Here is a 21,782-nt window from a genome sequence, read left to right as displayed (position 1 = left end):
TGCCTCAGGCGCGCGCGGCTGCCGAGCGCGCGTGCGGCGTCGCGTCCGTGGAGTGCGGCCACTTGCGCTCGATCCAGAGCAGCAGCGGCGCCGCCACCCAGATGGAGCTGAAGGTGCCGACGATGATGCCGAAGGTCAGGATCGCCGCGAACGGGCGCATCACCGGCCCGCCGAGGATGAGCAGGGCGAGCAGCGAGGCCAAGGTGGTCAACCCCGTCATCACCGTACGCGGCAGCGTCTCGTTGATCGAGCGGTTGATGGTCTCCGCCAGCGACTGCTTGCGGTTCCTGCGCAGGTTCTCACGCACGCGGTCAAACACGACGACCGTGTCGTTCATCGAGTAGCCGATGACGGTGAGGATGCCGGCGACGACGAACAGCGAGATCTCGATGTTGCCGTACTTGATGAAGGCCAGCGTCGCAAAGGAGTCGTGGAGTGTCCCGATGACGGCGGCGACGCCGAAGCGCCACTCGAAGCGCCAGGCCAGGTACACCAGCGTCAGGGCGAAGGCAATCAGCGTCGCGACGATGGCATTGCGGCGCAGCTCCGCGCCGACCCGCGGCCCGACCGCGCCGCCGGAGAGGCGCGTGAAGGACTCGGCGCCGAAGGTGCTGCGCAGGGCAGCCTCGATCTCGTCGGCGATGGTGCCGGCGCCCTCCGCCTGACGCTCGACGGCCTCGCGCTCCTGCGCGCGGATACGGATCTCCTCCGGCGAGCCGAAGGTGGCGACTTCGGGCTCGCCCAGGCCTGCCTGGGACATCGCCGCGCGCACGTCGGCGAGGGCGGGCGCCTCGGCGAACCGCAAGCGCAGCTCCGTGCCACCCGTGAACTCGATGCTGTAGTTGAAGCCGGAGATCGGGACCAGGATGATCGCCGGGACTACGAGGATGGCGACCGTGATGAACGCCAGCTTCCACTGACGCACGAAGTCCCACGAGGTGTTGTGCAGGATGCGGAACATCAGATGCTCAGGGTCGAGGGGGCCGTCTTCTGACGGCTCAGCCAGAGGTAGAAGAGCGACCGGACGACGTAGATCGCGCTGACCAGCGAGGCCACGAGGCCGGCCAGCAGCGCCACGGCAAACCCGCGGACGGGTCCGGTGCCGAACTGGTAAAGAATGACCGCCGTGAGGGCCGTCGTCACGTGCGTGTCGACGATGGCGCTCCACGCGTGGTCGAAGCCCTCGTCGATGGCGAGTCGGACGGACTTGCCCGCATCGAGCTCCTCACGAATGCGCTCGAACACGAGGAAGTTGGCGTCGACGGCCATGCCGATGGAGAGCACGAAGCCGGCGATGCCGGGCAGCGTCAGCGTGGCGTCGAAGCCGGCCAGGATGGCCAGCGTGACGAGGATGTAGAAGAAGAGTCCGGCGACGGAGAGCAGGCCGGAGAAGCGGTAGTACAGGAGCATGATGGCCACGACGAGCACGATGGCCAGGATGCCGGAGGTGAGGCCTTCACGGATGGCATCCTCGCCGAGCGTGGCGCCGATGGTGCTGGCCTCAACCACGGTGAGCGGCACGGGCAGGGCGCCGGCGCGCAGTACGAGCGCGAGGTCCTGCGCGGCCTGGATGTCGTTGCTGCCCATCGTGATCTGGCCGCGGGTCCCGATCGCGCCCTGGATGGTCGGGGCGCTCATGACACGGTCATCGAGCACGATGGCCATGTTGTCGCCGATGTGGCGGCCCGTCTCCGTGCGGAAGCGGCGGCCACCTTCGTTGTTCAACTGGAAGTCGACCTTGGCGCCCTCGAGGGGATCCTGGCTGGGCTTCGCGTCGATCAGATACTCGCCGGTGATGATCGCTCGCGTGTCGAGCACGTAGAGCGGCCGGTAGTAGACCTGCCCCAGCGGCACCGAGTCGGCGCCCCAGCGCACGACCTTGCCCGGCGGCAGCGCCGCGCTCACCGCGGAGTCGGTGAGATAGCGGGAGATTTCGCTGACGTCGCTGTTGGCGACGTAGTACTGCCCGGGCATCGAGCCCGGGGCGATGAGGCGGCGGAAGGGGCCGTCGGTCCCCTGCGCGGCGCTGTCGGCAAGCGCACCCGACGAATCGGCGGCCTGGAACAGTGAGCTCAGCGCGTTGTTGGTGGCCGTGTCCCCAACGACCGTGCTGACACGCGTGAGGCCGCGGGTCTTGACGATCTGGTCGAGCCGGGGCGCGACGCGCTCAAGCGCCTGCGTCTTGTCCGTGATCTGGAACTGCAGGAACGCCGAGCGCTGCACCACGGCGGTGGCCCGCTCGCGGTCGTCGATGCCAGGGAGCTCGACGGTGATGCGGTCATCGCCCAGCCGCTGCACGACGGGCTCGGCAACGCCGAACTCGTCGATGCGCTGGCGGACGACGGTGAGTGCGCGGTCGAGGGCGTCATCGTTGTCGGCGACCTGCTGCTGCGACTGGTCGATTTCGAGCGCGAGGTACATGCCGCCGCGCAGGTCTAGGCCGAGCTTGAGCGGCATCCGCCTGACGGTGCTGTCGACGAAGGAACCGTCGGCGGTTGGGAACCGCTCGACGACGCTGCGGGGGAAGAGCGCCCACGCCGACGCGACGATCATGGCCGCAATCAGGATGAGGCGAGCCTTCAGGTTTTGCATTCCGGGGGCAGGAAGATGTTATGCGTCAGGAATAGCCTCGAAGAGTACCCGCCGAGAGGGGCCAAGTCAATCGAAACCAATGGGTTGAGAGCGTTCAGGCCGGCCGCAAATCGCCGGCATCGCGGAGTGCGGCGCGGGCAGCCAGTTCATCGCGCTGCAACTGGGCACGCAACTCATCGACCGAGGCGAACTTGCGCGTCTCCCGCAGGCGGGCCACGAAGTCGATCCGGACCCGCGCGCCATAGAGATCGGTCGCTAGGTCAAAGCAGTGTACCTCGATGCTGGATCCGGCATCACCGAACGTGGGGCGTGGCCCAAGGTTCATCATGCCATCGAAGGCACCTGCCGGCGTCTGCGCGCGCACCGCATACACCCCTTCCGGCGGCAGGAGCTTTCGAGGGCTGGGCGCGCCGAGGTTTAGGGTGCGGAATCCGATGCTGCGGCCGCGGCCGTCGCCGGGGCGCACGATGCCACCGACGGAGTACGGACGGCCCAGTCCGTCCGCAGCGCGCCCGAGGTCTCCGCCGGCGACGGCGCGCCGAATCGTCGTGCTGGAGACCGGGCGATGATCCGCCCCCTGATAGGCCTCGACGACGGTGACGTCGAAGCCTCTGGCAGTTCCCAGCGCCCGCAGGACTTCGGCGTCGCCGGAGCGGGCGCGCCCAAAGCCGTGGTCATACCCGATCAAGAGCTCGCGCACCCCAAGACGATCGCGCAGCACGAGGTCCACGAAGTGGTGCGCCTCGTAACGGGACAGGGTCGGCGTGAAGGGCAGGACGACGACGTAGTCGAGTGGACTCTCGGCGAGCACCTCGCTACGCTCGTCGCCCAGGGTCAGGAGCTGGGGAGCGGCCGCGGGGTTCACGACCTCGAGCGGGTGCGGCTCGAAGGTCACGAGGACGGCTGGCAGCCCGTGCGCGCGGGCGCGGTCGGCGAGGCGTTTGAGCACAAGCTGATGCCCGCGGTGCACGCCGTCGAAGGTGCCGACGGTGCAGACCGTGCCGCGCACTTCCGGCGGAAGGCCGAAGGCCGGATCAGGCTTCACGCATCACCACGCGCGGCTGCCACTTGTCCTCGCGGCGCTCGGCGAGCGCGACGAGCACGGGGCGGTCGTCGCGAACGAGGGCCGCCCACGCGCCGTCGGTGCTGGCGTCCACGGCAATGCCGCGCACGATGCGCTGCAGCTCGTCGTCGGAGAGCGCCTGCACCGGGAATCCAGGGAGGGCGTCGAGGGCGGGCCGCAGCGGGGCCTCGCCGGCCTTGAGCTGCTCGACCGTCGTGGCCTGTGCGACATCGAAGGCGCCGCAACGCTCGCGGCGCAGGGCGACGAGATGCGCCGCGCTGCCGGCGCTGCGCGCGAGGTCGCGGGCCAGCGAACGGACGTAGGTGCCGCCACCGCAGGTGACGCGGACCTCCGCCTCGGCGACTCGTGCCGCACCGTGTGCGCCAACGCTGCCAGGAGCTCCGTCACTTTCCCCGCCGATATCGGCGCCGTCAGCGTCTCGCAACGCGAGGACTTCCCAGCGCTCGACCCGGATGGGCACAGCCGCGAGATCAAGCGCCTCCCCCGCGCGGGCGCGCTCGTAGGCGCGCTTGCCGTCCACTCGCTTGGCGGAATACGCCGGCGGGACCTGCTCAAGCGCCCCGACAAACGTCGGCAACGCGGCCAGCAGCGCGTCGCGTGTGGGCAGCTCGGCCTCACGGACGACTTCGCCCTGCAGGTCCTCCGTGTCGGTCTCCGCACCGAAACGAATCGTGGCCCGATACACCTTGGGCTCGTCCGGCAGGTGCTGCAGCAGCCGCGTGGCGCGGCCCGCGCAGAGGATCAGCAGGCCGGTGGCGAAGGGATCGAGCGTGCCCGCGTGCCCGATGCGTTTCTCGCCGATGGCCCGCCGCGCGATGGAGACGACATCGTGCGAGGAGACGCCGGCCGGCTTGTCCACGAGGAGCAGGCCGTCAGTCGTCGCTGGGGCCGGCATCCGGCTCGCTCGGGCGCTTCAGGTCGGCGAGCAGCGACTCGATACGCGCCGCGCGGGCCACCGACTCGTCGAGCTTGAACACGAGCTCTGGGGCAAACTGGAGGCGCAGCGCACGCCCCACGCGGCTGCGCAGGTGGTGCGCCGTGCTGGCCAGGCCCTCGAGCGTAGCCGCCCGTTCGGTGTCCGAGCCCATCACGCTCACGAAGATCGTGGCGTGCCGCAGGTCGCGGTTCATCTCCACGCCGGTCACGGTGACGAGCCCCGTGATGCGCGGGTCCTTGGCCTCGCGCGCCAAGAACGCCGCGACTTCCTCGCGGATGGCCTCGCCGACACGGTCGGCGCGGCGTGGATCACGTGGTGGCATCGGGCCTCCCCCGCCCCGCGCCGCTCAGCCGGCCGAGGCCGGCTGCAGCGTGCGCGCGACTTCCTCGGTGCGGTAGGTCTCGATGACGTCGCCGACCTTGAGGTCGTTGAAGTTCTCGATGCCGATACCGCACTCGTAGCCTTCCTTGACCTCGCGCACGTCGTCCTTGAAGCGGCGCAGCGACGCGATGGTGCCGTCGTAGACCTCGACGCCGTCGCGAACCACACGGGCGCGGCCCTGACGGTTGATGAGACCCGAGCGCACGAAGCAGCCGGCGATGACGCCGATCTTCGGCACCTTGAAGGTCTCGCGCACCTCGGCCTCGCCGACGACGACTTCCTTCTCCTCCGGACGCAGCAGGCCTTCGAGCGCGGCGCGCACATCGGCCACGGCCTCGTAGATGATGCGGTAGAGCTTGAGCTCCACGCCCTCGCGGTCGGCCGCCGCGCGCGCCTTGGTGTCCGGGCGCACGTGGAAGCCGATGATGATCGCCCCGGCGGCCTTGGCGAGCAGGATGTCGCTCTCGCTGATGGCACCGACGCCGCGCTGCACGACCTCGACCTGCACTTCCTCGTTGCTGAGCTGCTGCAAGGCGTCGGCGAGCGCTTCCGCCGGGCCGCCCTGGTCGGCCTTGATGAGCAACTTGAGCTGGCGCTTCTCGCCGGAGCCGGCCTGCGCCATGAACTCCTCGAGCGAGACGGCGCCCTTGGCGGTGCGACGGCTCTTGGCCTCGCGATCGAGGCGCTCGCGGCGCTGGGCGATCTCACGCGCTTCCTGCGCGTCGGCCACGCAGATGAACTGGTCGCCGGCCATCGGCACGCCGGTGAGACCGAGCACCTGCACGGGCACGGCGGGGCCGGCTTCCTTGACCTGCTTGCCACGCTCGTCGAGCAGCGCACGCACGCGGCCCGAGTGCAGGCCGCAGATGAAGTCGTCGCCGACCTTCAGCGTGCCGTTCTGCACGAGGATCGTGGCCACGGCACCCTTGCCCTGGTCGAGCTGGGCTTCGATGACGGAGCCCGTGGCGCGGCGATCCGGGTTGGCCTTGAGGTCGAGGATCTCGGCCTGCAGGAGCACCTGCTCCAGCAGTTCCTTCACACCCGTGCCCTTCTTGGCGCTGATCTCGGAGGCGAGCACCGTGCCACCGAAGTCCTCGAGCACCACGCCGTGCTGCAGGAGGTCCTGGCGGACCTTCATCGCGTTGGCGGTGGGCAAGTCGATCTTGTTGATGGCGACGATCATCGGCACGCCTGCGTTCTTGGCGTGCGAGATGGCCTCGATGGTCTGCGGCATCACCGCGTCATCCGCGGCGACGACGAGCACGACGATGTCCGTCACCTGCGCGCCGCGGGCGCGCATGGCGGTGAACGCCTCGTGACCAGGCGTGTCGAGGAAGGTGATGGTGCGGCCATCCGGCAGCGACACGTGGTAGGCACCGATGTGCTGCGTGATACCACCGGCTTCGCCGGCGACCACGGTGGCCTTGCGGATGTAGTCGAGCAGCGAGGTCTTGCCGTGGTCGACGTGGCCCATGATGGTGACCACGGGCGGCCGCGACTGCAGGTCCTCGGCGGCGTCGGTCTCCTCAACCTCGGGCGCCGCGGCGTACTCCTCCTCACGCACGGCAATGAAGCCGAACTCGCTGGCGATGAGTTCGATCTGGTCGAAGTCCATGCGCTGGTTGATGGTGACCATCAACCCGAGGTGCTTGAACGCAAAGGACACGATCTGCGTGGCCGGCACCTTGAGGATGTCGGCCAGCTCGCTCACCGTGATGAACTCATTGACGCGGATGGTCGTCTTCTCGCGCTCGGCCATCTCGGCGCGGATGGCGGCGAGCTCCTCACGCGCGGCGGAGTCATCACGACCGCCACGGCGCTTGGACGGTCCGCTGCCCATCTGGCGCATGGTGCGCGAGATGTTCGCGGAGACGGCTTCCTGGTCGACCCGCTTGCCCTTCTTCCCACGGCGCGGGCCGGAGGACGGTGCGCCCGTGCCAAAGCCCGGGCCACCACCGGTGCCGGGGCCACGGCCGCGGTCGTCGCGGCGGCCGCCGGAGAGTCCGCCGCCCGGCGTCGCCGAGGCGATGGGGCGCGGGGGGATGGGCATGCCGCTGGTGACGGGGCGCGGACGCGGTGCCATCGGGGCCACAGGGCGCGGCCGCGGGGCTTCCGGTGCGGCGGGGCGCGGCGCAGCCGGCGCCTCGGGAGTCGCCGCAGCAGCCGCCGCCGCGGCCTCGGCGACGCGCTTGCGCTCCGCCTCCTCCGCGCGGGCGCGGGCGGCGGCCTGCTCCTGCGCAGCCTTTGCGGCCTGCTCGGCTTCGGCGGCGTCGCGTTCGGCCCTAGCGGCACGCTCGGCTTCCGCCTCGGCAGCCGCGGCCTCAGCGACCGCCGCGGCCTCAGCGGCCTCGGCCTCTGCCTTGGCGACATCCGCCGCGCGCCGACGGCGCGTCGTCTTGGCTGGTGCCTCCTCGGCGGCCGGTGCGGGCTCAGGCTCGGGCGTCGCCTTCTTCTTGGCGGCGGCCTTCTTCTTAGTGGCAGGCTTGGCTGCGCCAGAGGCGGCGGCGGTCTTCTTCTTGGCCGCTGCCTTCTTCTTCGCGGCCGGCTTGGCCTCCGCGGCCGTGTCCGACGTGGCGCGTGTCCGCTTGTCGCGTTCCCAGCGGACGCGCACGCGCGCCACATGGTCGTCATCGAGCGGCGAGACGGGGGTGCGCACCGCGATATCCATCGCGCGCAGCATCGCCATCACCTCGTCGGCTTCAATCCCGAACTCGACTGCCAGATCCTTTGCCCGAAGCTTGCTCAAACCCTGCCTCCGTTAGGTCTTCTGATCCCCGGCCCCCGATGCGGCGGCCTTGAGGATCCCTTCCGCCAACTTGCGATCGGTCACGCCGATGACGGCCGTGGCCTCCCGCCCCGCAATCCCACCCAACTCCGCCGCGCTGGCGACGAACAGCGTCGGCACCGCGCGGCCCTCCAACAACCCTTCGACCTTCTGGCGTGAATTCGCCGAGGCATCGCGGGCGACCACCGCCACCCGCACCTCACCGCGCTTCACGCCATCCCGGACCCTATCGACGCCGACAATGGCGTTCCGTGCCCGGACGCCGAGTCCGAGGAGACCGAGCACGCGTCGTGTGGTCGCCTCGTCCACGGTCCTGCCCTACTCCGCCGCCGGTGCCTTCGGCTCGGCGGTGTCGCCACCCTCTTCGGTGAGTTCGTCGAGGATGGCCATGATGCGGTCGGCTTCCTCGGGCGCGATGCCCGGCAACTTCAGGAAGTCGTCGCGTTCCAAATCGATGATGTCGTTCAACGTGCGATAGCCACCGGCCTCGAGCACCGCGACCGTGGCGGTGGCCAAGCCGTCGATGTCACCGAGCGGCACGTCTGCGGCCTCGTCGTCCTCGGGCAGCGGTGCGAAGAGCGGGATGTCGCCACCACGCTCCAGCCACTCGCGGCTCGAGTAGAGGTCGATCTTCCAGCCGGTGAGTTCCGAGGCGAGACGCACGTTCTGCCCGTTGCGGCCGATGGCCAGCGAGAGCTGGTCCTCGTCCACGACGGCCTGGATGGTCTTGGCCGCGGCGTCGCTGAACACGCGGGCGACCTTCGCGGGTGCCAGCGCGAGCTTGGCGAATCGCTCCGGGTCGTTCGACCAAGGGACAATGTCGATGCGCTCGCCACCGAGTTCCTGCACGACGGCCTGCACGCGCGAGCCCTTGAGGCCCACGCAGGCGCCGACCGGATCGATGGCGTCATCGCGCGAGACGACAGCGATCTTCGTGCGGCTGCCCACCTCGCGCGAGGCGGCGCGAATCTCGACGATGCCCGACTGGATTTCCGGGACCTCGAGGCGGAACAGTGCCTGCACGAACAACGCGTCGGCACGCGAGAGAATCAGGCGTGGGCCCTTCGGCGTCTCCTCAATGCGCTTAAGCACCGCGCGAACCGGCTCACCCTGCGAGTAGGTCTCGCGATGGTTCTGCTCGCGGTACGGGATGATGGCCTCGGCCTCGCGGAACTTGTTGAGCATCACGACGATCTTGCCGCGCTCGATCTGCTGGATCTCGCCGGAAAGCAGGTCGCCCACGCGGCCGGAGAACTCGTCGCGGATCTTGGTGCGCTCGCCCTCGCGGACGCGCTGCACGATGCGCTGCTTGGCCGCCTGCACGGCGGAACGGCCGAACTCGGAGAACGGGACCTCGATCTCCATCAGGTCGCCGACCTGGTAGTCCGGGTCCTCGTAGCGGGCTTCCTCGAGGGAGATCTCGATGATGTCGTCCTCGGGCTCCTCGACGACCTTCTTCAGGATGACGATGCGGATCTCGCCCGCGGCGTCATCAATGTCCACCTCGGCCTGCACCGTGGGCCCGTGCTTCTTGGCGAGGGCGGCCAGGATGCCGTCCTTCAACAAGTCGTGCAGCTCGCTGCGCTGGATCTGCTTGCTGTCCGCCAGCTCGCGCAGGGCCATCAGGATTTCGGTCGAACCACCCATCCCGCTCTCCGTCGTAGATGATCTAGGGCTTCCATTGGAACACGAGGCGCGCGTCGATCACATCACCGAACGCGATCACGTGCTCCGTGCCCTTCTTGTCGTCGCGCAGGCGCAGGGACTCCGCTCCAGCCTCCCCCTCCACCGCGACGATCTTCAGTTCCTGCCGTCCGTGCAGCGCGGGGCTGTTGACGCTGGCCACGCGTCCCACGAAGCGCTGCCATTCGGCCACGCTGCGCAGCGGACGTTCCATTCCCGGGGACGACACTTCGAGCACGTAGCGCTCGGGCACCAGGTCCGGCCGACCATCCAGCCGTGCCTCGATGGCCCGCGAGGCGCGCTCGCAGTCCCCGACCTGCACCTTCTCGAGGTCCAGTCGGTCGATGCGGACGTCCAGGACGGGCCGCCCCTTGGACCCGCCGAGGCGGAGCTCGACCAATTCGAGGCCAAGCGGTCCAAGTTCTTCTGTCACAATGCCTTGAAGCGCTTCCTTCACCGCGACAGATCCCGTTCAAGAGAACAAAAAAAGTGCGGGGAGACCTTCCCCCACACTCCGCAACGCCAAACCGGAATGTCTCCGACCCTCTGAGGATACGGGGTGCGCGTCAGTGAGTCAAGCGAGACGCGACGTTGTGGAGGTGGTCTTTGCGCCGCGCCAAGCGCGCCTGCAGGACCCTAGTCGGCCGCGCTGTAGATACAGGCGATCTGTCGGCCGCTGTCACCGGCGCGATGCGAGAACAGTTCGCCGTTGTCGCAGCGGGTGCACTCACCGCTGGCCGACCACTTGGCCACGCCGAACTGCTTCGCTTGCTCGGCGAGCAGCGCCCGTAGGTCCACCTGCCGCGCGCGCTTCGTCTCCCAGCCCGTCAGCTGCTCGTAGACCTCGACGCCAACCTCGTAGCAGCGTCCGCAGATGCTCGGGCCAAGGTGCACGCGCAGTTCGTCGACGGGATATCCCTGTGAAGCAAACTGTCGCAGCGCCTCGGGGAGGATGCCACCCGCGACGCCGCGCCAGCCCGCGTGGACCATCCCAACCGCACCAGCCGGGTGTGCGATGAACACGGGCACGCAATCCGCGATGGTCACCGCGGCCGCCCCCGCGCCGAGCATCACGTGTCCGTCCGCATCATCCACGCGCAGCCATCCCTCGAAGGGCTTGGCGTGGATCAGCACGCGTGTGCCGTGTACCTGTTTCGCGGAGGCGAGTCGCGGTGCGCCTTCCGCGGCGAGCGCCTGCTGCAGTGCCTGCCAACGCGCATCACCGCCGACGGCCGGGTCGCTGAGGTTGAAGTCACCGGCCGCACGCGTGGTGGTGAAGGCGCGCACACCGATGTCCTCGAACGCGACGATCTCCAGGCGCGGCGGAAGCGCCATCAGCCCGCGATGCGCTTGATGGACGCGCCGAGCGCGTTCAATCGCTCGTCGATGCGCTCGTAGCCGCGTTCGATCTGCCCGACGTTGTTGATCGTGCTGGTGCCCTTGGCGCAGAGCGCAGCGATGAGCATGGCCATGCCGGCGCGGATGTCGGGACTCTCCACCTGTGCGCCACGCAGCTGCGTGGGTCCGCTCACGAGGGCGCGGTGCGGGTCGCAAAGCACGATGCGCGCGCCCATCCCGATCAGCTTGTCCACGAAGAAGAGCCGCGACTCGAACATCTTTTCGTGGAACAAGATGATGCCCTCGCACTGCGTCGCCGTGACGATGGCGATGGACATCACGTCGGCGGGGAACGCCGGCCAGGGCTGGTCCTCGAGCTTCGGCACCGCGCCGCCCAAGTCGGACTGGATGCGCAGGTCCTGCTTCGCCGGCACGACCAAGGCGTCGCCATCCACCTCGGTGCGCACGCCGAGCCGCTCGAAGCCCAGTCGGGTGGACCGCAGGTGGCGCACGCCGGCATCCTCGATGCGCAGCGCGGACCGCGTGACGGCGGCGAGTCCAATGAACGACCCGACCTCGATGTGGTCCGGCCCAATGCGGAAGGTTCCGCCCTGCAGCGGGCGTCCACCGTGAATGGTGAGCACGTTGGAACCGATGCCTTCGATCTGCGCGCCGAGCACTTCGAGCATGCGGCAGAGGTCTTGCACGTGCGGTTCGCTGGCGGCGTTGTGCAGGATCGTCGTCCCCTGCGCGGCCACGGCCGCCATCACGGCGTTCTCGGTGCCCGTGACGCTCGGCTCGTCCAGGAAGATGTCCGCCCCCACGAGCTTCTTGGCCCGGAACTCGATGCGTTCGCCGAACTCGTGCACGGCGCCCAGGGCTTCCAGCGCCAGGACGTGGGTGTCGAGGCGGCGGCGGCCGATCACGTCACCGCCCGGAGGGACCAACGTGACGCTGCCACAGCGGGCCAGCAATGGCGCGGCGAGCAGGATCGACGCGCGGATGCGCGCGCAGAGCTCGGGATCGAGGCTATCGCCGCGCAGCGTCTTGGCGTGGATCACCAGCGTATTCGGTGCGGTCCAGTCCGCGGATGCGCCGGCGGCCCGTACCAACCCCAGCAGGCTCTCGATGTCGCGGATGCGCGGGACGTTCTCCAGGGTGACCGGATGTTCGGTCAGCAGCGCCGCGCAGACAATCGGGAGCGCGGCGTTCTTGTTTCCGGTCGGTCGGATGCTCCCTGACAGCGCACGACCGCCTTCCACGACAAACTGAGGTGAGGCCATGGCGCAAATATATCGCCTTGACGCCGTGCCACCCCCGCGTGAGGATACGGTATGGTCCTGTTCCTTCAAGCCAACGCGATCGCCGACACGGTCCTGGTGCGCCAGGTGCCTGCCGTGCGTACCGCCTTCGAGCAGGTGGTGTTCGTGGTCGGCGGCATCACCTCGATCCTGACGCTGCTTGCCGTGCTCGTGGTGCTGGCGATGCTCTTGGCCCTGCGTTCCGTGGGCAAGGAACTGCACCGCAAGCTCGAAGAAGTCTTGATCGAACTGCGCCCGCTGACGATGAACGCCAACATGGCCGCCCAGGATGTGCGGCAGGTGGCGGCGGCGGCGCGGGAGATGGCCGAAGAGTCACGCGAAACGGTGTCCTTGGCCAACGAGCGAGTCCGCGACACGGTGGACAACCTGGCGGAACGTGTGGACGACCTCGCCGAGATGTTGGGCCGCGTGTACGACACCGGCCAACGCGTGGCGGCCGTGACGAGCACGGCAGTCGGCGGCCTCAAGGCAGGCGCACGCTTCCTGGGCTTCGGCCGCGGCAAGAAGAAGCGCAAGAAGCGCTCGGCGTCGGTGTCCAGCCGCCGGAACGGGCCGCGGCTGCGCCAACGCAGCTAGCTGGCCGCGCCCAAGCCTCGGCCACCGTCGCGCTGCCGATGACGCGATTCGCCTGGGCAGTGCTCGGCGGCGTGCTCCTGCTGGCACTGACGCCCAGCGATGCCTGGGCCTGGACACCTGGTACGCACATCCTGCTCGGGGATGCCGTGCTGCGGTCGGCCGAGCTCTTGCTGCCGACCGCGATCGCGCAGGTGATCCGTGCCTTTCCCTACGACTTCCTGTACGGATCGATTGCCGCCGACACGAGCTTTGCCAAGCGCTACGCGAAGGTCGGCCAGCATTGCCACAACTGGAATGTCGGTGACGACATCCTCGACAAGGCGCGTGACGACGCGCTGCGCTCTTTCGGCTACGGCTATCTCTCGCACCTCGCGGCGGATGTGGTGGCACACAACCATTTCGTGCCGCACCAGCTGGCCATCTCCACCGCAACAAGCGGGATGGGCCACAGCTATTGGGAGAGCCGCTTCGAGACCGAGACCGGCGAGCAGTGGCCGCGACGCGCGCGGGAGTTGATCCTGCTCGACCATTCGCGGGCGGACGAGCACCTCGACCGCATCCTCTCACCGACGATCTTCAGTACGCCGACCAACCGGCGGATCTTCCGCGGCATGGTCCAGGTCACCGATATGGCCACCTGGCAGCGCATCATGGCGCTGATGGCGGAGCGCAGCCGCTATGTGCTGCGCGGTGCGACGGTCCGGGCGCACCTGGACTTGGCCTTCGAGTACGTGGTGGACTTGCTCGCCCGCGGGGGCGAGGCGCGCCCACGGGCCTTTGACCCCAGTGGCGAGGAGGCGCTGCGCGAGGCCAAGCAGATCCGCAAGCTTGCACTGGAACGCGGCGGCGAACGCGCGGCGCGCAAGGATGCGGCGGGACGGTTTGCATTGCCGACGGACGCCCTGCAGTGGGCGCCGCGGCTGGAGCGGCCGCTGTTTGAACCGACGCCTTCCCCAGCCGCCTAGAGGCGCAGCGGCTCGCCTGGCGCGCTCAGTCGAAGCCGCGCTGCAAGCCGGCGAAAGCGATCACCAGCCGCTTGCGTCCGACGTCCTCGTCGTCGAAGTCCACGGTGACCTTGGCTTCCTTCCCTTGCCCGCTGACCTCAGCGATTGTGCCCGAGCCGAAGCGCGCGTGCGCGACGCGCTCGCCGGGCACGAAGTTGGGCAGGTCCTGCGAGGTTTCCTCGTCCTGTACGAAGCTCGAGACCTTGGCGCCCTCGCGCGGCGACCAGCTCGGCTTCGTGCTACGGCTGAAGGAGGCGTCGTCGCTGCGCGATGGGCCGCGCGTCCAACTGCGGCCTCTTGATGGTGCGGCGAGGCGGGTTGTGGAGCGGAGGCGGACGGTGCGGCGGAGTTCGAGCGTGTCCTCGGGCAGGTTGCGGAGGAAACTGGAACGGATACTGGGCAAGAGCTCGCCGTTGCGCCGCCGTTGGTGCGCCCAACTGAGCATCAACCGCGAGCCCGCCCGTGTGATGGCCACGTAGAGGAGCCGCCGTTCCTCCTCGAGCATGTCGGGATCGTCGTAGGCGCGGGCCAACGGGAAGAGGCCATCCTCCAGTCCCGTCACGCAGACGAGGCCATATTCGAGACCCTTGGCCGTGTGCACGGTCATCATCGTGACGGCGTCCGCATCTGGGCCGAGTGCGTCGAGCGCCGTGATCAGCGTGGCGCGCTGCAGGAAGTGGTCGAGTGGGCGCAGGCCCACCTCCCCACCGTCGTCGATGATGGTCTCAGCGGCCGAGTTCTGCAGTTCCCGCAGGTTCTCCATCCGCTCGAGGCCTTCAGGTCCCTCGGACCGCAGCGCGGCGTCGTAGCCCGAGCGCTCCACGAGCTCGGCGATAAGCACATCGACGCTGCTGTCTGCTGCCAGCTCGCGCACGCGGTCCACGACCTTCACGAACTGCTGCAGCGACTCGCGCGTCGCCGGCCGCATGCCGGTGATGCTCGCCGCCCGCCGCGCGATCTCAAGCAATGGCACGCCGGCCTCGGCCGCTTCGGCCGCCAGCAACTCCACGGAGGTGTCTCCCACACCCCGCTTCGGCGCCGCGATGGCGCGGCGGAAGGCTTCGTCGTCGGCGGGATTGGCCACGAGCCGCAGCCAGGCGAGCACGTCGCGGATCTCGCGCCGATCATAGAAGCGCACCGCGCCGATGAGTCGGTACGGAATGGCGGCCCGCCGCAACGATTCCTCGAAGCCACGGCTCTGGGCGTTGGTGCGGTACAGGACCGCCGCATCGCGATACGCCTGCCCGCGCTGCCGCCAGGCCTGCAACTCCTCTACGATGGCGTCTGCTTCGTCGCGGTCGTCCGCGGCCTCGAGCAGCACCACCTTGTCGCCACCGAGTCGCGTCGCGCGCAGCGTCTTGCCGCGGCGGCCGACGTTCTCGGCGATCACCACGTTGGCGAGATCGAGGATGGCCGCCGTGGAGCGATAGTTCTCCTCGAGGCGCACCACCGTCGCGGAGGGAAAGTCGCGCTCGAAGTCGAGGATGTTGCGGATATCCGCGCCGCGCCAGCCGTAGATGGCTTGGTCGTCATCGCCAACCACGGCCACGTTGCGGTGCTCCCCCGCCACGAGCCTCACGAACTCGTACTGCGCGCGGTTGGTGTCCTGGTACTCGTCCACCAGCACATGCCGGAAGCGCCGCGCCAAGCGCGTGCGAACGTCCTCGTGCTGTCGCAGGATGCGCACCGGGAGCACGAGCAGGTCGTCGAAGCTCACCGCGTTCGCGGCTTGCAGCGTGGTCTCGAGGTCGCGATACACCTTGGCGGCCGCCTTGGCCAGTGGAGTGCGCGCGAGCAACTCGTACTCCTCGACATCCACCAAGGCGTTCTTGGCCGACGAGATCTCGCCGCTGATGGCCTTGGGCGCGAACTCCTTGTTGCTGATGCGGTGCCGTTCCATCAAGCGCTTGATCACACCGAGCGAGTCGTCCTCGTCGTAGATCGTGTACTCGGCGCTGCGTCCGACCAGGGCGGCGTGCTGCCGGAGCAGCCGTGCGCCGATGCCGTGGAAGGTCCCGATCCACATCCCGCGGGGATCCTCACCGAGGGCGCGCCCCACGCGCTCGCGCATCTCGCCGGCGGCCTTGTTGGTGAACGTGACGGCGAGGAGCTCCTGCGGCGCCACGCCGCGCTCCGCAATCAGCCGCGCGATGCGCGCCGTGAGTACGCGGGTCTTACCCGAGCCTGCGCCGGCGACGACGAGCAGTGGCCCGTCGTCGTGTTCGACCGCTGCGCGTTGGGCCGGGTTGAGATCGGGAAACGCGGACCCGCCGCTCACCCGAGGCGGTCCGTGCCGAGTCCGGCGTGCAGGGGCTCGGGCAGCAGCACGGAGCCGTCGGCCTGCTGGTAGTGCTCCAGCAGCGCGGCGATGATGCGCGGGAAGGCCAGGCCGGAGGCGTTCAGCGTGTACACGAAGCGCGGCTTCTCACCCGCCGCCGGGCGATAGCGAATGTTCGCCCGCCGCGCCTGGAAGTCCGTGAAGATCGAGCAGGACGAGACCTCCAGCCACTTTCCGACTCCCGGGGCGAAGACCTCGAGATCGTAGGTCTTGGCACTGGAGAAGCCGGTGTCGCCGGCGGCCAGCAGCAGCACGCGGTACGGCAGCCCGAGCTTCTGCAGCACCGCCTCGGCGTGCGAGAGCAGCAGTTCGAACTGGGCCTCGCCATCCTCCGGCGCGCAGTAGCGCACCAGTTCGACCTTGTCGAACTCGTGCACGCGCAGCAGGCCGCGCGTGTCCTTCCCGGCGGAGCCAGCCTCGCGGCGGAAGCAGGGCGAGTAGGCGCAGAGCGCCTTCGGCAGCTCCTCCGCCGAGAGGATCTCGTCGCGGAAGAGGTTCGTGACCGGGACCTCGGCGGTGGGGATGAGGAACATGTCCTCATCCTTGAGCGCGTACATATCGTCCTCGAACTTCGGCAACTGCCCCGTGCCCGTCATCGTGGCGCGGTTCACCACCACAGGCACCCAGGTCTCGTCGTAGCCAAAGGTCCCGGTGTGCAGGTCAAGCATCAGGTTCATCAGCGTGCGCACCAAACGCGCGCCCTTGCCGCGATAGACGATGAAGCCGGAGCCCGAGATCTTGGCGCCGCGCGGCAGGTCGAAGAGCCCCAGCGTCTCGCCGACGTCCCAATGCGGCTTCACGCTCTCGGCGGCGCGTGGCTCGCCCCAGCTACGCAGGACGCGGTTGGCTGTCTCGTCGCCCGCCGGCACGTCCGGCAACGGCAGGTTCGGGATGCCGAGCAGTAGCTCGTCGAGCCTGGCCTGCGTGGTGGCGAGCTCTGCCTCAAGCGCGGCGATCTCGTCGCCCAGGGTACGCGCCGCGGCCTGCAACTCGCTGGCGTCCTCGCCGGCCTTCTTGCGCTTGCCGACCTCCTGCGAGACGCGGTTTCGCTCGGCCTTCTTCTCCTCTACGCGCTGGATGGCGGCGCGGCGCGACTTGTCGAGGGACTCGCCCTCGTCGATCTGTGGGCCGTACAGGTCCAGCTTGCCGCGACGCGCCATGGCGTCGCGCAGGACGCCAAGGTCCTCACGGAACGAGCGGGGGTTGAGCACGGCTCAGAACGTGGGAACGCCGTCGCCAAACGAGCGGAACCCACAATTGGGGTTCACGCGCCCTTTGATCTTGATCCGTCGCTCGGCGGGGAAGATGGAGTCCACCACATACTTGGCGTAGACCTCCTGCCGAAGCTCAAGTGAGCAGTAGAGCGTCTGCACTCGCACGATGAACGCCTGCCCGACGTCCACCGTGACGATCGAGTCGAATACCCATCCGGTGCGCGGGGCCGCCGTGATGTCGGCGTAGGCCGTGCCGGGGACCTGGATTCCAACGCTGCGCTGCGTCGCGAGCGGTGTCATCACGCGGGACACGGGCAGGATCTGCACCCGGCCCATGGCGTCAATGTCGAAGCCGATGTCGAAGGACGCCGACGGATCCGGGCGCGCGGCAAAGCGCTGCGGGACGAAAATGACGGTGGGGAAGTTCGTCGGCGACCCCGTCAACGCCCAGACGCTGAACTCGGTGTTCGCGACGGCATTCTCCGCCTTCGGGGCGAAGGGGTCATCGCCGCAGGCTCCGGCGGCTAGGACCACGGCGAGAGCGGCGGCAAGGGCCGCGCCGACACGGCGCGACCGACGGCTGGAAAAGACTGTAGGCATCACGACTGGAAGCTAACGGAGCGGAGGATGGCGCAACAAGCGATGCGCGCTTGACTTGCATACCCCCAGCGGTACACTTCGGCGAACCCCTCCGAGGAGCCCCGGTGCCCACGATTCGCGACCTCGTGTCGACGCTGCGCCAGTTCGATGGCGTGCAGGCTGCCGCCGTGCTTGGCCGCGACGGCCTTTTGATCGACAGCGAGGCCAACGCCGGCGTGGACAGCGAGCAGATCGCGGCGCACGTCCCGAGCATTCTCCAGTTCGCCGACGACCTGGGCGGTGCCGCACAGATCGGTGCGCTCCGCACGGCGGTGCTGGAGCACGTGGAGTCGACGGTGGTGCTCTCTACGCTCTCGGCGGAAGTGGTGTTGCTTGTCCAACTCACGCCGACGGCGAATCTCGGCGCGCTGCTCTACGATCTCCGCCGGCATCGCGCGGGGCTGGCCACGCTCGTCTGATCGCAGGTCCTGTGTCGGCCACCGCGCCCAGCCCGCGCACCCGAATCCTCGTCGCCGACGACGAGCCGCATATCGGGCGCATCATCAAGACCAAGCTCGAGCAGGGCCCCTTCGCCGTGGACCTGGTCTACGATGGTGCCGAAGCGCTCGATGCGCTGGAGGCGGAGCCGCCGGTGGGACTGGTGGTCCTCGACCTCATGATGCCGCGCGTCAGCGGCTTCGAGGTGCTGGAGCGCCTCCGCGCCGACGCCCGGTGGCGGCACATTCCCTGCCTCATCCTCACCGCCGCGGGGCAGGACCACCAGGAGCAGGAGGCGCGCCGTCGCGGTGCTGACGAGTTCATGACCAAGCCATTCAGCCCGAAGCGCCTACTCGCGCGGGTCACGGAGCTCGTGCAGGGCGCACCCGCCTGATGGCCGCTCCTCTTTTCGGAGTCGTGCTGGCGGGCGGTGTGGGGTCGCGGTTCTGGCCACTGAGCACGCCCGCTCGCCCGAAGCAGCTCCTGCCGCTCGTCAGCGAGCACTCGATGCTCGAGGACACGGTTGGACGACTGTCGCCGCTGGTTGACCGCGAGCGAATCCTGATCCTGACGAGTGCTGCGCTCGTGGGCGCGGTGCGCGCCACGCTGCCGTGGTTGGGGGCCGACCAAGTGCTGGCCGAGCCCCGGCCGGCGGGCACGGCGGCGGCGCTGGCCTGGGCGGCGCACGAGGTGCGCCGCCGCGGAGGCGACGATGCGGCGATGCTCTCCGTGCACGCAGACGCGGCCATCGGCGACAACGCGCGCTTTCGTGAGGTGCTGGCCGAGGCGGTCCGGGCGGCGCGCGAGCACGCAGCGCTCGCGACGGTGGGCATCGTGCCCGTGGATGCGAATCCCGGACTCGGCTACATCCAACCGGGAGCGACCCTCGACGCCGCTGCGCGGCGCGTGGAGCGCTTCCTCGAGAAGCCCGACCGCGCGCGCGCCGAGCAGTTGGTCGCCGCGGGCTGTCTCTGGAACTCTGGCATCTTCGCGTGGAAGGCCTCGGAGTTCCTCGCCGAGATCGCGGCGCACACGCCGGAGTTGCAGGCGGCGATGGCTGTCGCGTCACAAGGCGCCGAGGCCTTCTTTGGCGCGGTGGAGAATCCCATCAGCGTGGATGTCGGCGTGCTGGAGCGCAGCGCACGCGTGGCCGTGGTCGCCGGTGACTTCGGCTGGGACGATGTCGGGACCTGGGCCGCCTTGCGGCGGGTCCGCGTCCTCGACGCCGCGGGCAATGCCACGCACGGCGACGTGTACACGGTGGACTCCGGCGCCAACGTCGTGCACGCGGATGCCGGACGGGTGGTGCTCTACGGTGTGAAGGACCTGGTCGTGGTCTCCAAACCGGGCCTGACGATGGTCACCACCGTGGAGCACTCGGATGCGCTCAAGCGGATGCTGGATGCCCTGCCCCCTGACGTGGTGAGGGACGCGTGAGCGGGTTCGTCCTGTACGACGATGCTTCGGCTCGGGCCTTCGCGCCCTTCGCCCTGACCCGTCCGGTCGGCGAACTGCGAGCGGGGGCGATGCTGATTCGCGAACGATGGGCACGAGTGCTCGGCGCCGCGGCAGGATTTGTGAGCAGTCCGCACCTGCAAACGTTCGAGGAGTTCGACGCACCTGCTTCGGCCAGCGGTGCAATCCCCGCAGGACGTTGGCTTGTGAACGCGCGATGCGCCGTGGCGCTCACGGCGGTGGCGCCGGCGGATGGCGTGCAGGTCTTGCGCTGCGCGGGACGCGTCGCAGCGCTTCGACTTTCCGAGCCCCTCGACGCGTCGCGGTTGGCGGATGGGTCGCTCTCGCTTGATTCGTTGCCGCAGTCCGCGGCAGCCGCGGGCGCCGACATGGAAGGCTGGTGGCTCGACGCCGCGTGGGATCTCGTGGGTCAGTTGCCTGCAATGTTGCTGGCGGATGCGCGTGCCCTGCTCCCCTCGGCGCCCGACGCGCGAGGGCTGACGGTACTGGGCAACGCCGGCGCGCACGTGGCGGCGAGCGCGCGCATCGAACCCTTTGTGGTCGCCGATTGCAGCGCGGGCCCCGTGATCGTGCACGAGCACGCTCACATCCAGTCATTCACGCGGCTCGTTGGTCCCTGTGTAATCGGCGCACACAGCACGGTGCTCGGTGGGCGCATCTCCGGCTGCAGCATCGGACCGCAGGTGAAGGTCGCGGGCGAGATGAGCGTGACCATCATGATCGGCCACGCCAACAAGGGGCACGACGGATTCGTCGGGCACTCGGTGATTGGGCGTTGGGCCAACCTTGGCGCTGGTAGCATCACGAGCAATCTCAAGAACTCGTATGGCGAGGTGACGATGTTTGCGCCGGGTGGACAGCGGCGCACGGGCCTGCAGTTCCTGGGCAGCCTCATCGGCGACCACGCCAAGACCGGCATCGGTACGCGGCTCTCGACGGGCACGGTACTCGGCGCGGCGGCGAACGTGTTCGGCACGCGGATGCCGCCGAAAGTCGTGCCGCCATTTGCCTGGGGCGACGGCGAGCCCTGGGAGACGTTCAAGCTCGACCAGTTCCTCATCACCGCGGCGCGCGTGATGACACGTCGCGAGGTGGCGCTGGGGGAGCAGGCCACGCCGCACTGGACCCGCATCTTCGCGTTGCGCGACGCGTGAACGTCTGGTCGCTGGGCAGCGGGAGTCGCGGCAACGCACTGGTGCTGGAGCGCGACGGACAGGCGCTGCTCGTCGACTGTGGCTTCGGGCCGCGGGCTCTGGCGTCTCGTCTGGCGCTGATCGGGATCGAACCCACACAGATCATTGGCTTGGTGCTGACCCACGAGCACGTGGACCACGCCAGCGGCGCCGAGCGCGCGCAACACAAGTGGCGCTGGCCAGTGTACGCGAGCGCGGGAACCCTGGCCGCGCTGCCCGACGTCACGGCGCGGTGGCGACGACCCCTTGCGGCCGGTGAGCGCATCGATGCGGACGGGTTCGCGATCGAGGCCGGGGCGATCCCCCACGATGCGGCCGAGCCGTTGGCCTACGCCATCACGCACGAGCGCAGCGGTCATCGCGTGGGCATCGCGCACGATCTCGGCGCGGTGCCGGCGGCGCTGCCCGCACTGTTCGCGCGCTGCGACGTGCTCTGCATCGAGGCGAACCACGACGCCGAGATGCTGCGCACTGGTCCGTACGCCGCCTCCTTGAAGGCGCGGATCCGCGGGGGGCGAGGACACTTGGACAACCATCGGACCGCTGCGCTGCTTGCCGAGCTCGCGCATCCGCAGCTGCGCGCGATCGCGCTGCTGCACCTGTCGGAGACGAACAACACGCCGGAACTCGCGACGCAGACCGTGCGTTCGATCCTCCGGCGTGCGCAGGTGCACACGCCCGTGATGGCGGCCACCGGTCGTGCGCCGAGCTCGTTGGCGACGGCAAACGACCGCGAAAGAACGGTCGCGCAGCTCTCACTACCTATTTAATAGCGGCGCAGG

At 69.1% G+C, this 21,782-nt stretch carries 21 protein-coding genes; 7 read left to right on the top strand and 14 right to left on the bottom strand.

Translation table 11 applies throughout. The annotated features are described in order from the left end of the window. Positions 1 to 4 precede the first annotated feature (4 nt). From secF to murA, 11 genes are all read right to left on the bottom strand, one after another. Entirely contained in the window at positions 5 to 961 is a 957-nt protein-coding gene (gene secF / locus KF709_14145; protein ID MBX3175551.1) for a protein translocase subunit SecF, read from the bottom strand. Further along, on the bottom strand, positions 961 to 2,592 hold the full coding sequence (gene secD, locus KF709_14140) for a protein translocase subunit SecD (protein ID MBX3175550.1): 1,632 nt from the start codon (positions 2,590 to 2,592) through the stop codon (positions 961 to 963). Before secD ends, secF begins: the two co-directional genes overlap by 1 nt. A gap of 94 nt (positions 2,593 to 2,686) precedes the next feature. Then, positions 2,687 to 3,637, bottom strand: a complete 951-nt coding sequence (locus tag KF709_14135) for a bifunctional riboflavin kinase/FAD synthetase (GenBank protein MBX3175549.1) — start codon at positions 3,635 to 3,637, stop codon at positions 2,687 to 2,689. Further along, positions 3,627 to 4,571 (bottom strand): tRNA pseudouridine(55) synthase TruB, encoded by a 945-nt coding sequence (gene truB, locus KF709_14130; GenBank protein ID MBX3175548.1) that lies wholly within the window; start codon positions 4,569 to 4,571, stop codon positions 3,627 to 3,629. Before truB ends, KF709_14135 begins: the two co-directional genes overlap by 11 nt. Then, positions 4,549 to 4,935: a 30S ribosome-binding factor RbfA gene (gene rbfA / locus KF709_14125; GenBank protein ID MBX3175547.1), complete on the bottom strand. Its 387-nt coding sequence runs from the start codon at positions 4,933 to 4,935 to the stop codon at positions 4,549 to 4,551. The genes truB and rbfA overlap by 23 nt, the downstream gene beginning before the upstream one ends. Positions 4,936 to 4,959: 24 nt before the next feature. Beyond that, positions 4,960 to 7,740: a translation initiation factor IF-2 gene (gene infB / locus KF709_14120; protein MBX3175546.1), complete on the bottom strand. Its 2,781-nt coding sequence runs from the start codon at positions 7,738 to 7,740 to the stop codon at positions 4,960 to 4,962. 12 nt (positions 7,741 to 7,752) lie between these two features. After that, positions 7,753 to 8,088, bottom strand: coding sequence for a ribosomal L7Ae/L30e/S12e/Gadd45 family protein (locus tag KF709_14115; GenBank protein ID MBX3175545.1), 336 nt, complete (start codon positions 8,086 to 8,088; stop codon positions 7,753 to 7,755). A 9-nt stretch (positions 8,089 to 8,097) separates the two neighbouring features. Continuing rightward, complete coding sequence (gene nusA / locus KF709_14110) at positions 8,098 to 9,426, bottom strand: transcription termination factor NusA (protein ID MBX3175544.1); 1,329 nt, start codon at positions 9,424 to 9,426, stop codon at positions 8,098 to 8,100. Positions 9,427 to 9,448: 22 nt separating this feature from the next. Continuing rightward, a complete protein-coding gene (locus KF709_14105) occupies positions 9,449 to 9,895 on the bottom strand; it encodes a hypothetical protein (protein ID MBX3175543.1) in 447 nt (148 codons plus the stop codon). A 203-nt stretch (positions 9,896 to 10,098) separates the two neighbouring features. Next, complete coding sequence (locus KF709_14100; GenBank protein ID MBX3175542.1) at positions 10,099 to 10,797, bottom strand: polyphenol oxidase family protein; 699 nt, start codon at positions 10,795 to 10,797, stop codon at positions 10,099 to 10,101. Beyond that, positions 10,797 to 12,083 (bottom strand): UDP-N-acetylglucosamine 1-carboxyvinyltransferase, encoded by a 1,287-nt coding sequence (murA, locus tag KF709_14095; GenBank protein ID MBX3175541.1) that lies wholly within the window; start codon positions 12,081 to 12,083, stop codon positions 10,797 to 10,799. Before murA ends, KF709_14100 begins: the two co-directional genes overlap by 1 nt. Before the next feature lie 51 nt (positions 12,084 to 12,134). Between murA and KF709_14090 the strand changes: the two genes are divergently transcribed. Continuing rightward, complete coding sequence (locus KF709_14090; protein ID MBX3175540.1) at positions 12,135 to 12,698, top strand: hypothetical protein; 564 nt, start codon at positions 12,135 to 12,137, stop codon at positions 12,696 to 12,698. Between the two features lie 38 nt (positions 12,699 to 12,736). Beyond that, entirely contained in the window at positions 12,737 to 13,663 is a 927-nt protein-coding gene (locus KF709_14085) for a zinc dependent phospholipase C family protein (protein ID MBX3175539.1), read from the top strand. A 25-nt stretch (positions 13,664 to 13,688) separates the two neighbouring features. Here the strand turns inward: KF709_14085 and KF709_14080 are convergent, their stop codons facing one another. Genes KF709_14080 through KF709_14070 form a run of 3 tightly spaced genes read right to left on the bottom strand, consistent with a single transcriptional unit; the run spans position 13,689 to position 17,854 of the window. Further along, on the bottom strand, positions 13,689 to 15,980 hold the full coding sequence (locus KF709_14080; GenBank protein ID MBX3175538.1) for a UvrD-helicase domain-containing protein: 2,292 nt from the start codon (positions 15,978 to 15,980) through the stop codon (positions 13,689 to 13,691). Further along, positions 15,977 to 17,251 carry a serine--tRNA ligase gene (serS, locus tag KF709_14075; protein MBX3175537.1) on the bottom strand — a complete coding sequence of 425 codons (1,275 nt, stop codon included), beginning with the start codon at positions 17,249 to 17,251 and terminating at the stop codon, positions 15,977 to 15,979. The genes KF709_14080 and serS overlap by 4 nt, the downstream gene beginning before the upstream one ends. Before the next feature lie 3 nt (positions 17,252 to 17,254). Beyond that, positions 17,255 to 17,854, bottom strand: a complete 600-nt coding sequence (locus KF709_14070; protein MBX3175536.1) for a hypothetical protein — start codon at positions 17,852 to 17,854, stop codon at positions 17,255 to 17,257. 104 nt (positions 17,855 to 17,958) lie between these two features. On the opposite strand from KF709_14070, the gene KF709_14065 reads away from it, so the two are divergent. Genes KF709_14065 through KF709_14045 form a run of 5 tightly spaced genes read left to right on the top strand, consistent with a single transcriptional unit; the run spans position 17,959 to position 21,770 of the window. Continuing rightward, the gene (locus KF709_14065) at positions 17,959 to 18,312 is read left to right on the top strand and encodes a roadblock/LC7 domain-containing protein (protein MBX3175535.1); all 354 of its coding nucleotides are present in this window, start codon (positions 17,959 to 17,961) and stop codon (positions 18,310 to 18,312) included. A gap of 11 nt (positions 18,313 to 18,323) precedes the next feature. Beyond that, positions 18,324 to 18,725, top strand: a complete 402-nt coding sequence (locus KF709_14060; protein MBX3175534.1) for a response regulator — start codon at positions 18,324 to 18,326, stop codon at positions 18,723 to 18,725. Next, on the top strand, positions 18,725 to 19,768 hold the full coding sequence (locus KF709_14055; protein MBX3175533.1) for a mannose-1-phosphate guanylyltransferase: 1,044 nt from the start codon (positions 18,725 to 18,727) through the stop codon (positions 19,766 to 19,768). Before KF709_14060 ends, KF709_14055 begins: the two co-directional genes overlap by 1 nt. Further along, positions 19,765 to 20,961, top strand: coding sequence for a hypothetical protein (locus tag KF709_14050; protein ID MBX3175532.1), 1,197 nt, complete (start codon positions 19,765 to 19,767; stop codon positions 20,959 to 20,961). Before KF709_14055 ends, KF709_14050 begins: the two co-directional genes overlap by 4 nt. Then, the gene (locus KF709_14045) at positions 20,958 to 21,770 is read left to right on the top strand and encodes an MBL fold metallo-hydrolase (GenBank protein MBX3175531.1); all 813 of its coding nucleotides are present in this window, start codon (positions 20,958 to 20,960) and stop codon (positions 21,768 to 21,770) included. The genes KF709_14050 and KF709_14045 overlap by 4 nt, the downstream gene beginning before the upstream one ends. Positions 21,771 to 21,782 lie beyond the last annotated feature (12 nt).

Source organism: Gemmatimonadaceae bacterium, assembly GCA_019637445.1.
In the GTDB taxonomy this organism is placed as follows: Bacteria; Gemmatimonadota; Gemmatimonadetes; order Gemmatimonadales; family Gemmatimonadaceae; genus Pseudogemmatithrix.
The sequence above is the reverse complement of the archived record's forward strand: the minus strand, read 5'-3'. Positions and strand labels throughout refer to the sequence as shown.

Bases quoted from the DNA above. Each gene is read 5' to 3' on its own strand.
- nusA (MBX3175544.1), bottom strand. From the start codon at position 9,426: ATGGGTGGTTCGACCGAAATCCTGATGGCCCTGCGCGAGCTGGCGGAC.
- KF709_14090 (MBX3175540.1), top strand. From the start codon at position 12,135: ATGGTCCTGTTCCTTCAAGCCAACGCGATCGCCGACACGGTCCTGGTG.
- KF709_14100 (MBX3175542.1), bottom strand. From the start codon at position 10,797: ATGGCGCTTCCGCCGCGCCTGGAGATCGTCGCGTTCGAGGACATCGGT.
- murA (MBX3175541.1), bottom strand. From the start codon at position 12,083: ATGGCCTCACCTCAGTTTGTCGTGGAAGGCGGTCGTGCGCTGTCAGGG.
- secD (MBX3175550.1), bottom strand. From the start codon at position 2,592: ATGCAAAACCTGAAGGCTCGCCTCATCCTGATTGCGGCCATGATCGTC.
- KF709_14055 (MBX3175533.1), top strand. From the start codon at position 18,725: ATGGCCGCTCCTCTTTTCGGAGTCGTGCTGGCGGGCGGTGTGGGGTCG.
- KF709_14085 (MBX3175539.1), top strand. From the start codon at position 12,737: ATGACGCGATTCGCCTGGGCAGTGCTCGGCGGCGTGCTCCTGCTGGCA.
- rbfA (MBX3175547.1), bottom strand. From the start codon at position 4,935: ATGCCACCACGTGATCCACGCCGCGCCGACCGTGTCGGCGAGGCCATC.
- KF709_14070 (MBX3175536.1), bottom strand. From the start codon at position 17,854: ATGCCTACAGTCTTTTCCAGCCGTCGGTCGCGCCGTGTCGGCGCGGCC.
- secF (MBX3175551.1), bottom strand. From the start codon at position 961: ATGTTCCGCATCCTGCACAACACCTCGTGGGACTTCGTGCGTCAGTGG.
- truB (MBX3175548.1), bottom strand. From the start codon at position 4,571: ATGCCGGCCCCAGCGACGACTGACGGCCTGCTCCTCGTGGACAAGCCG.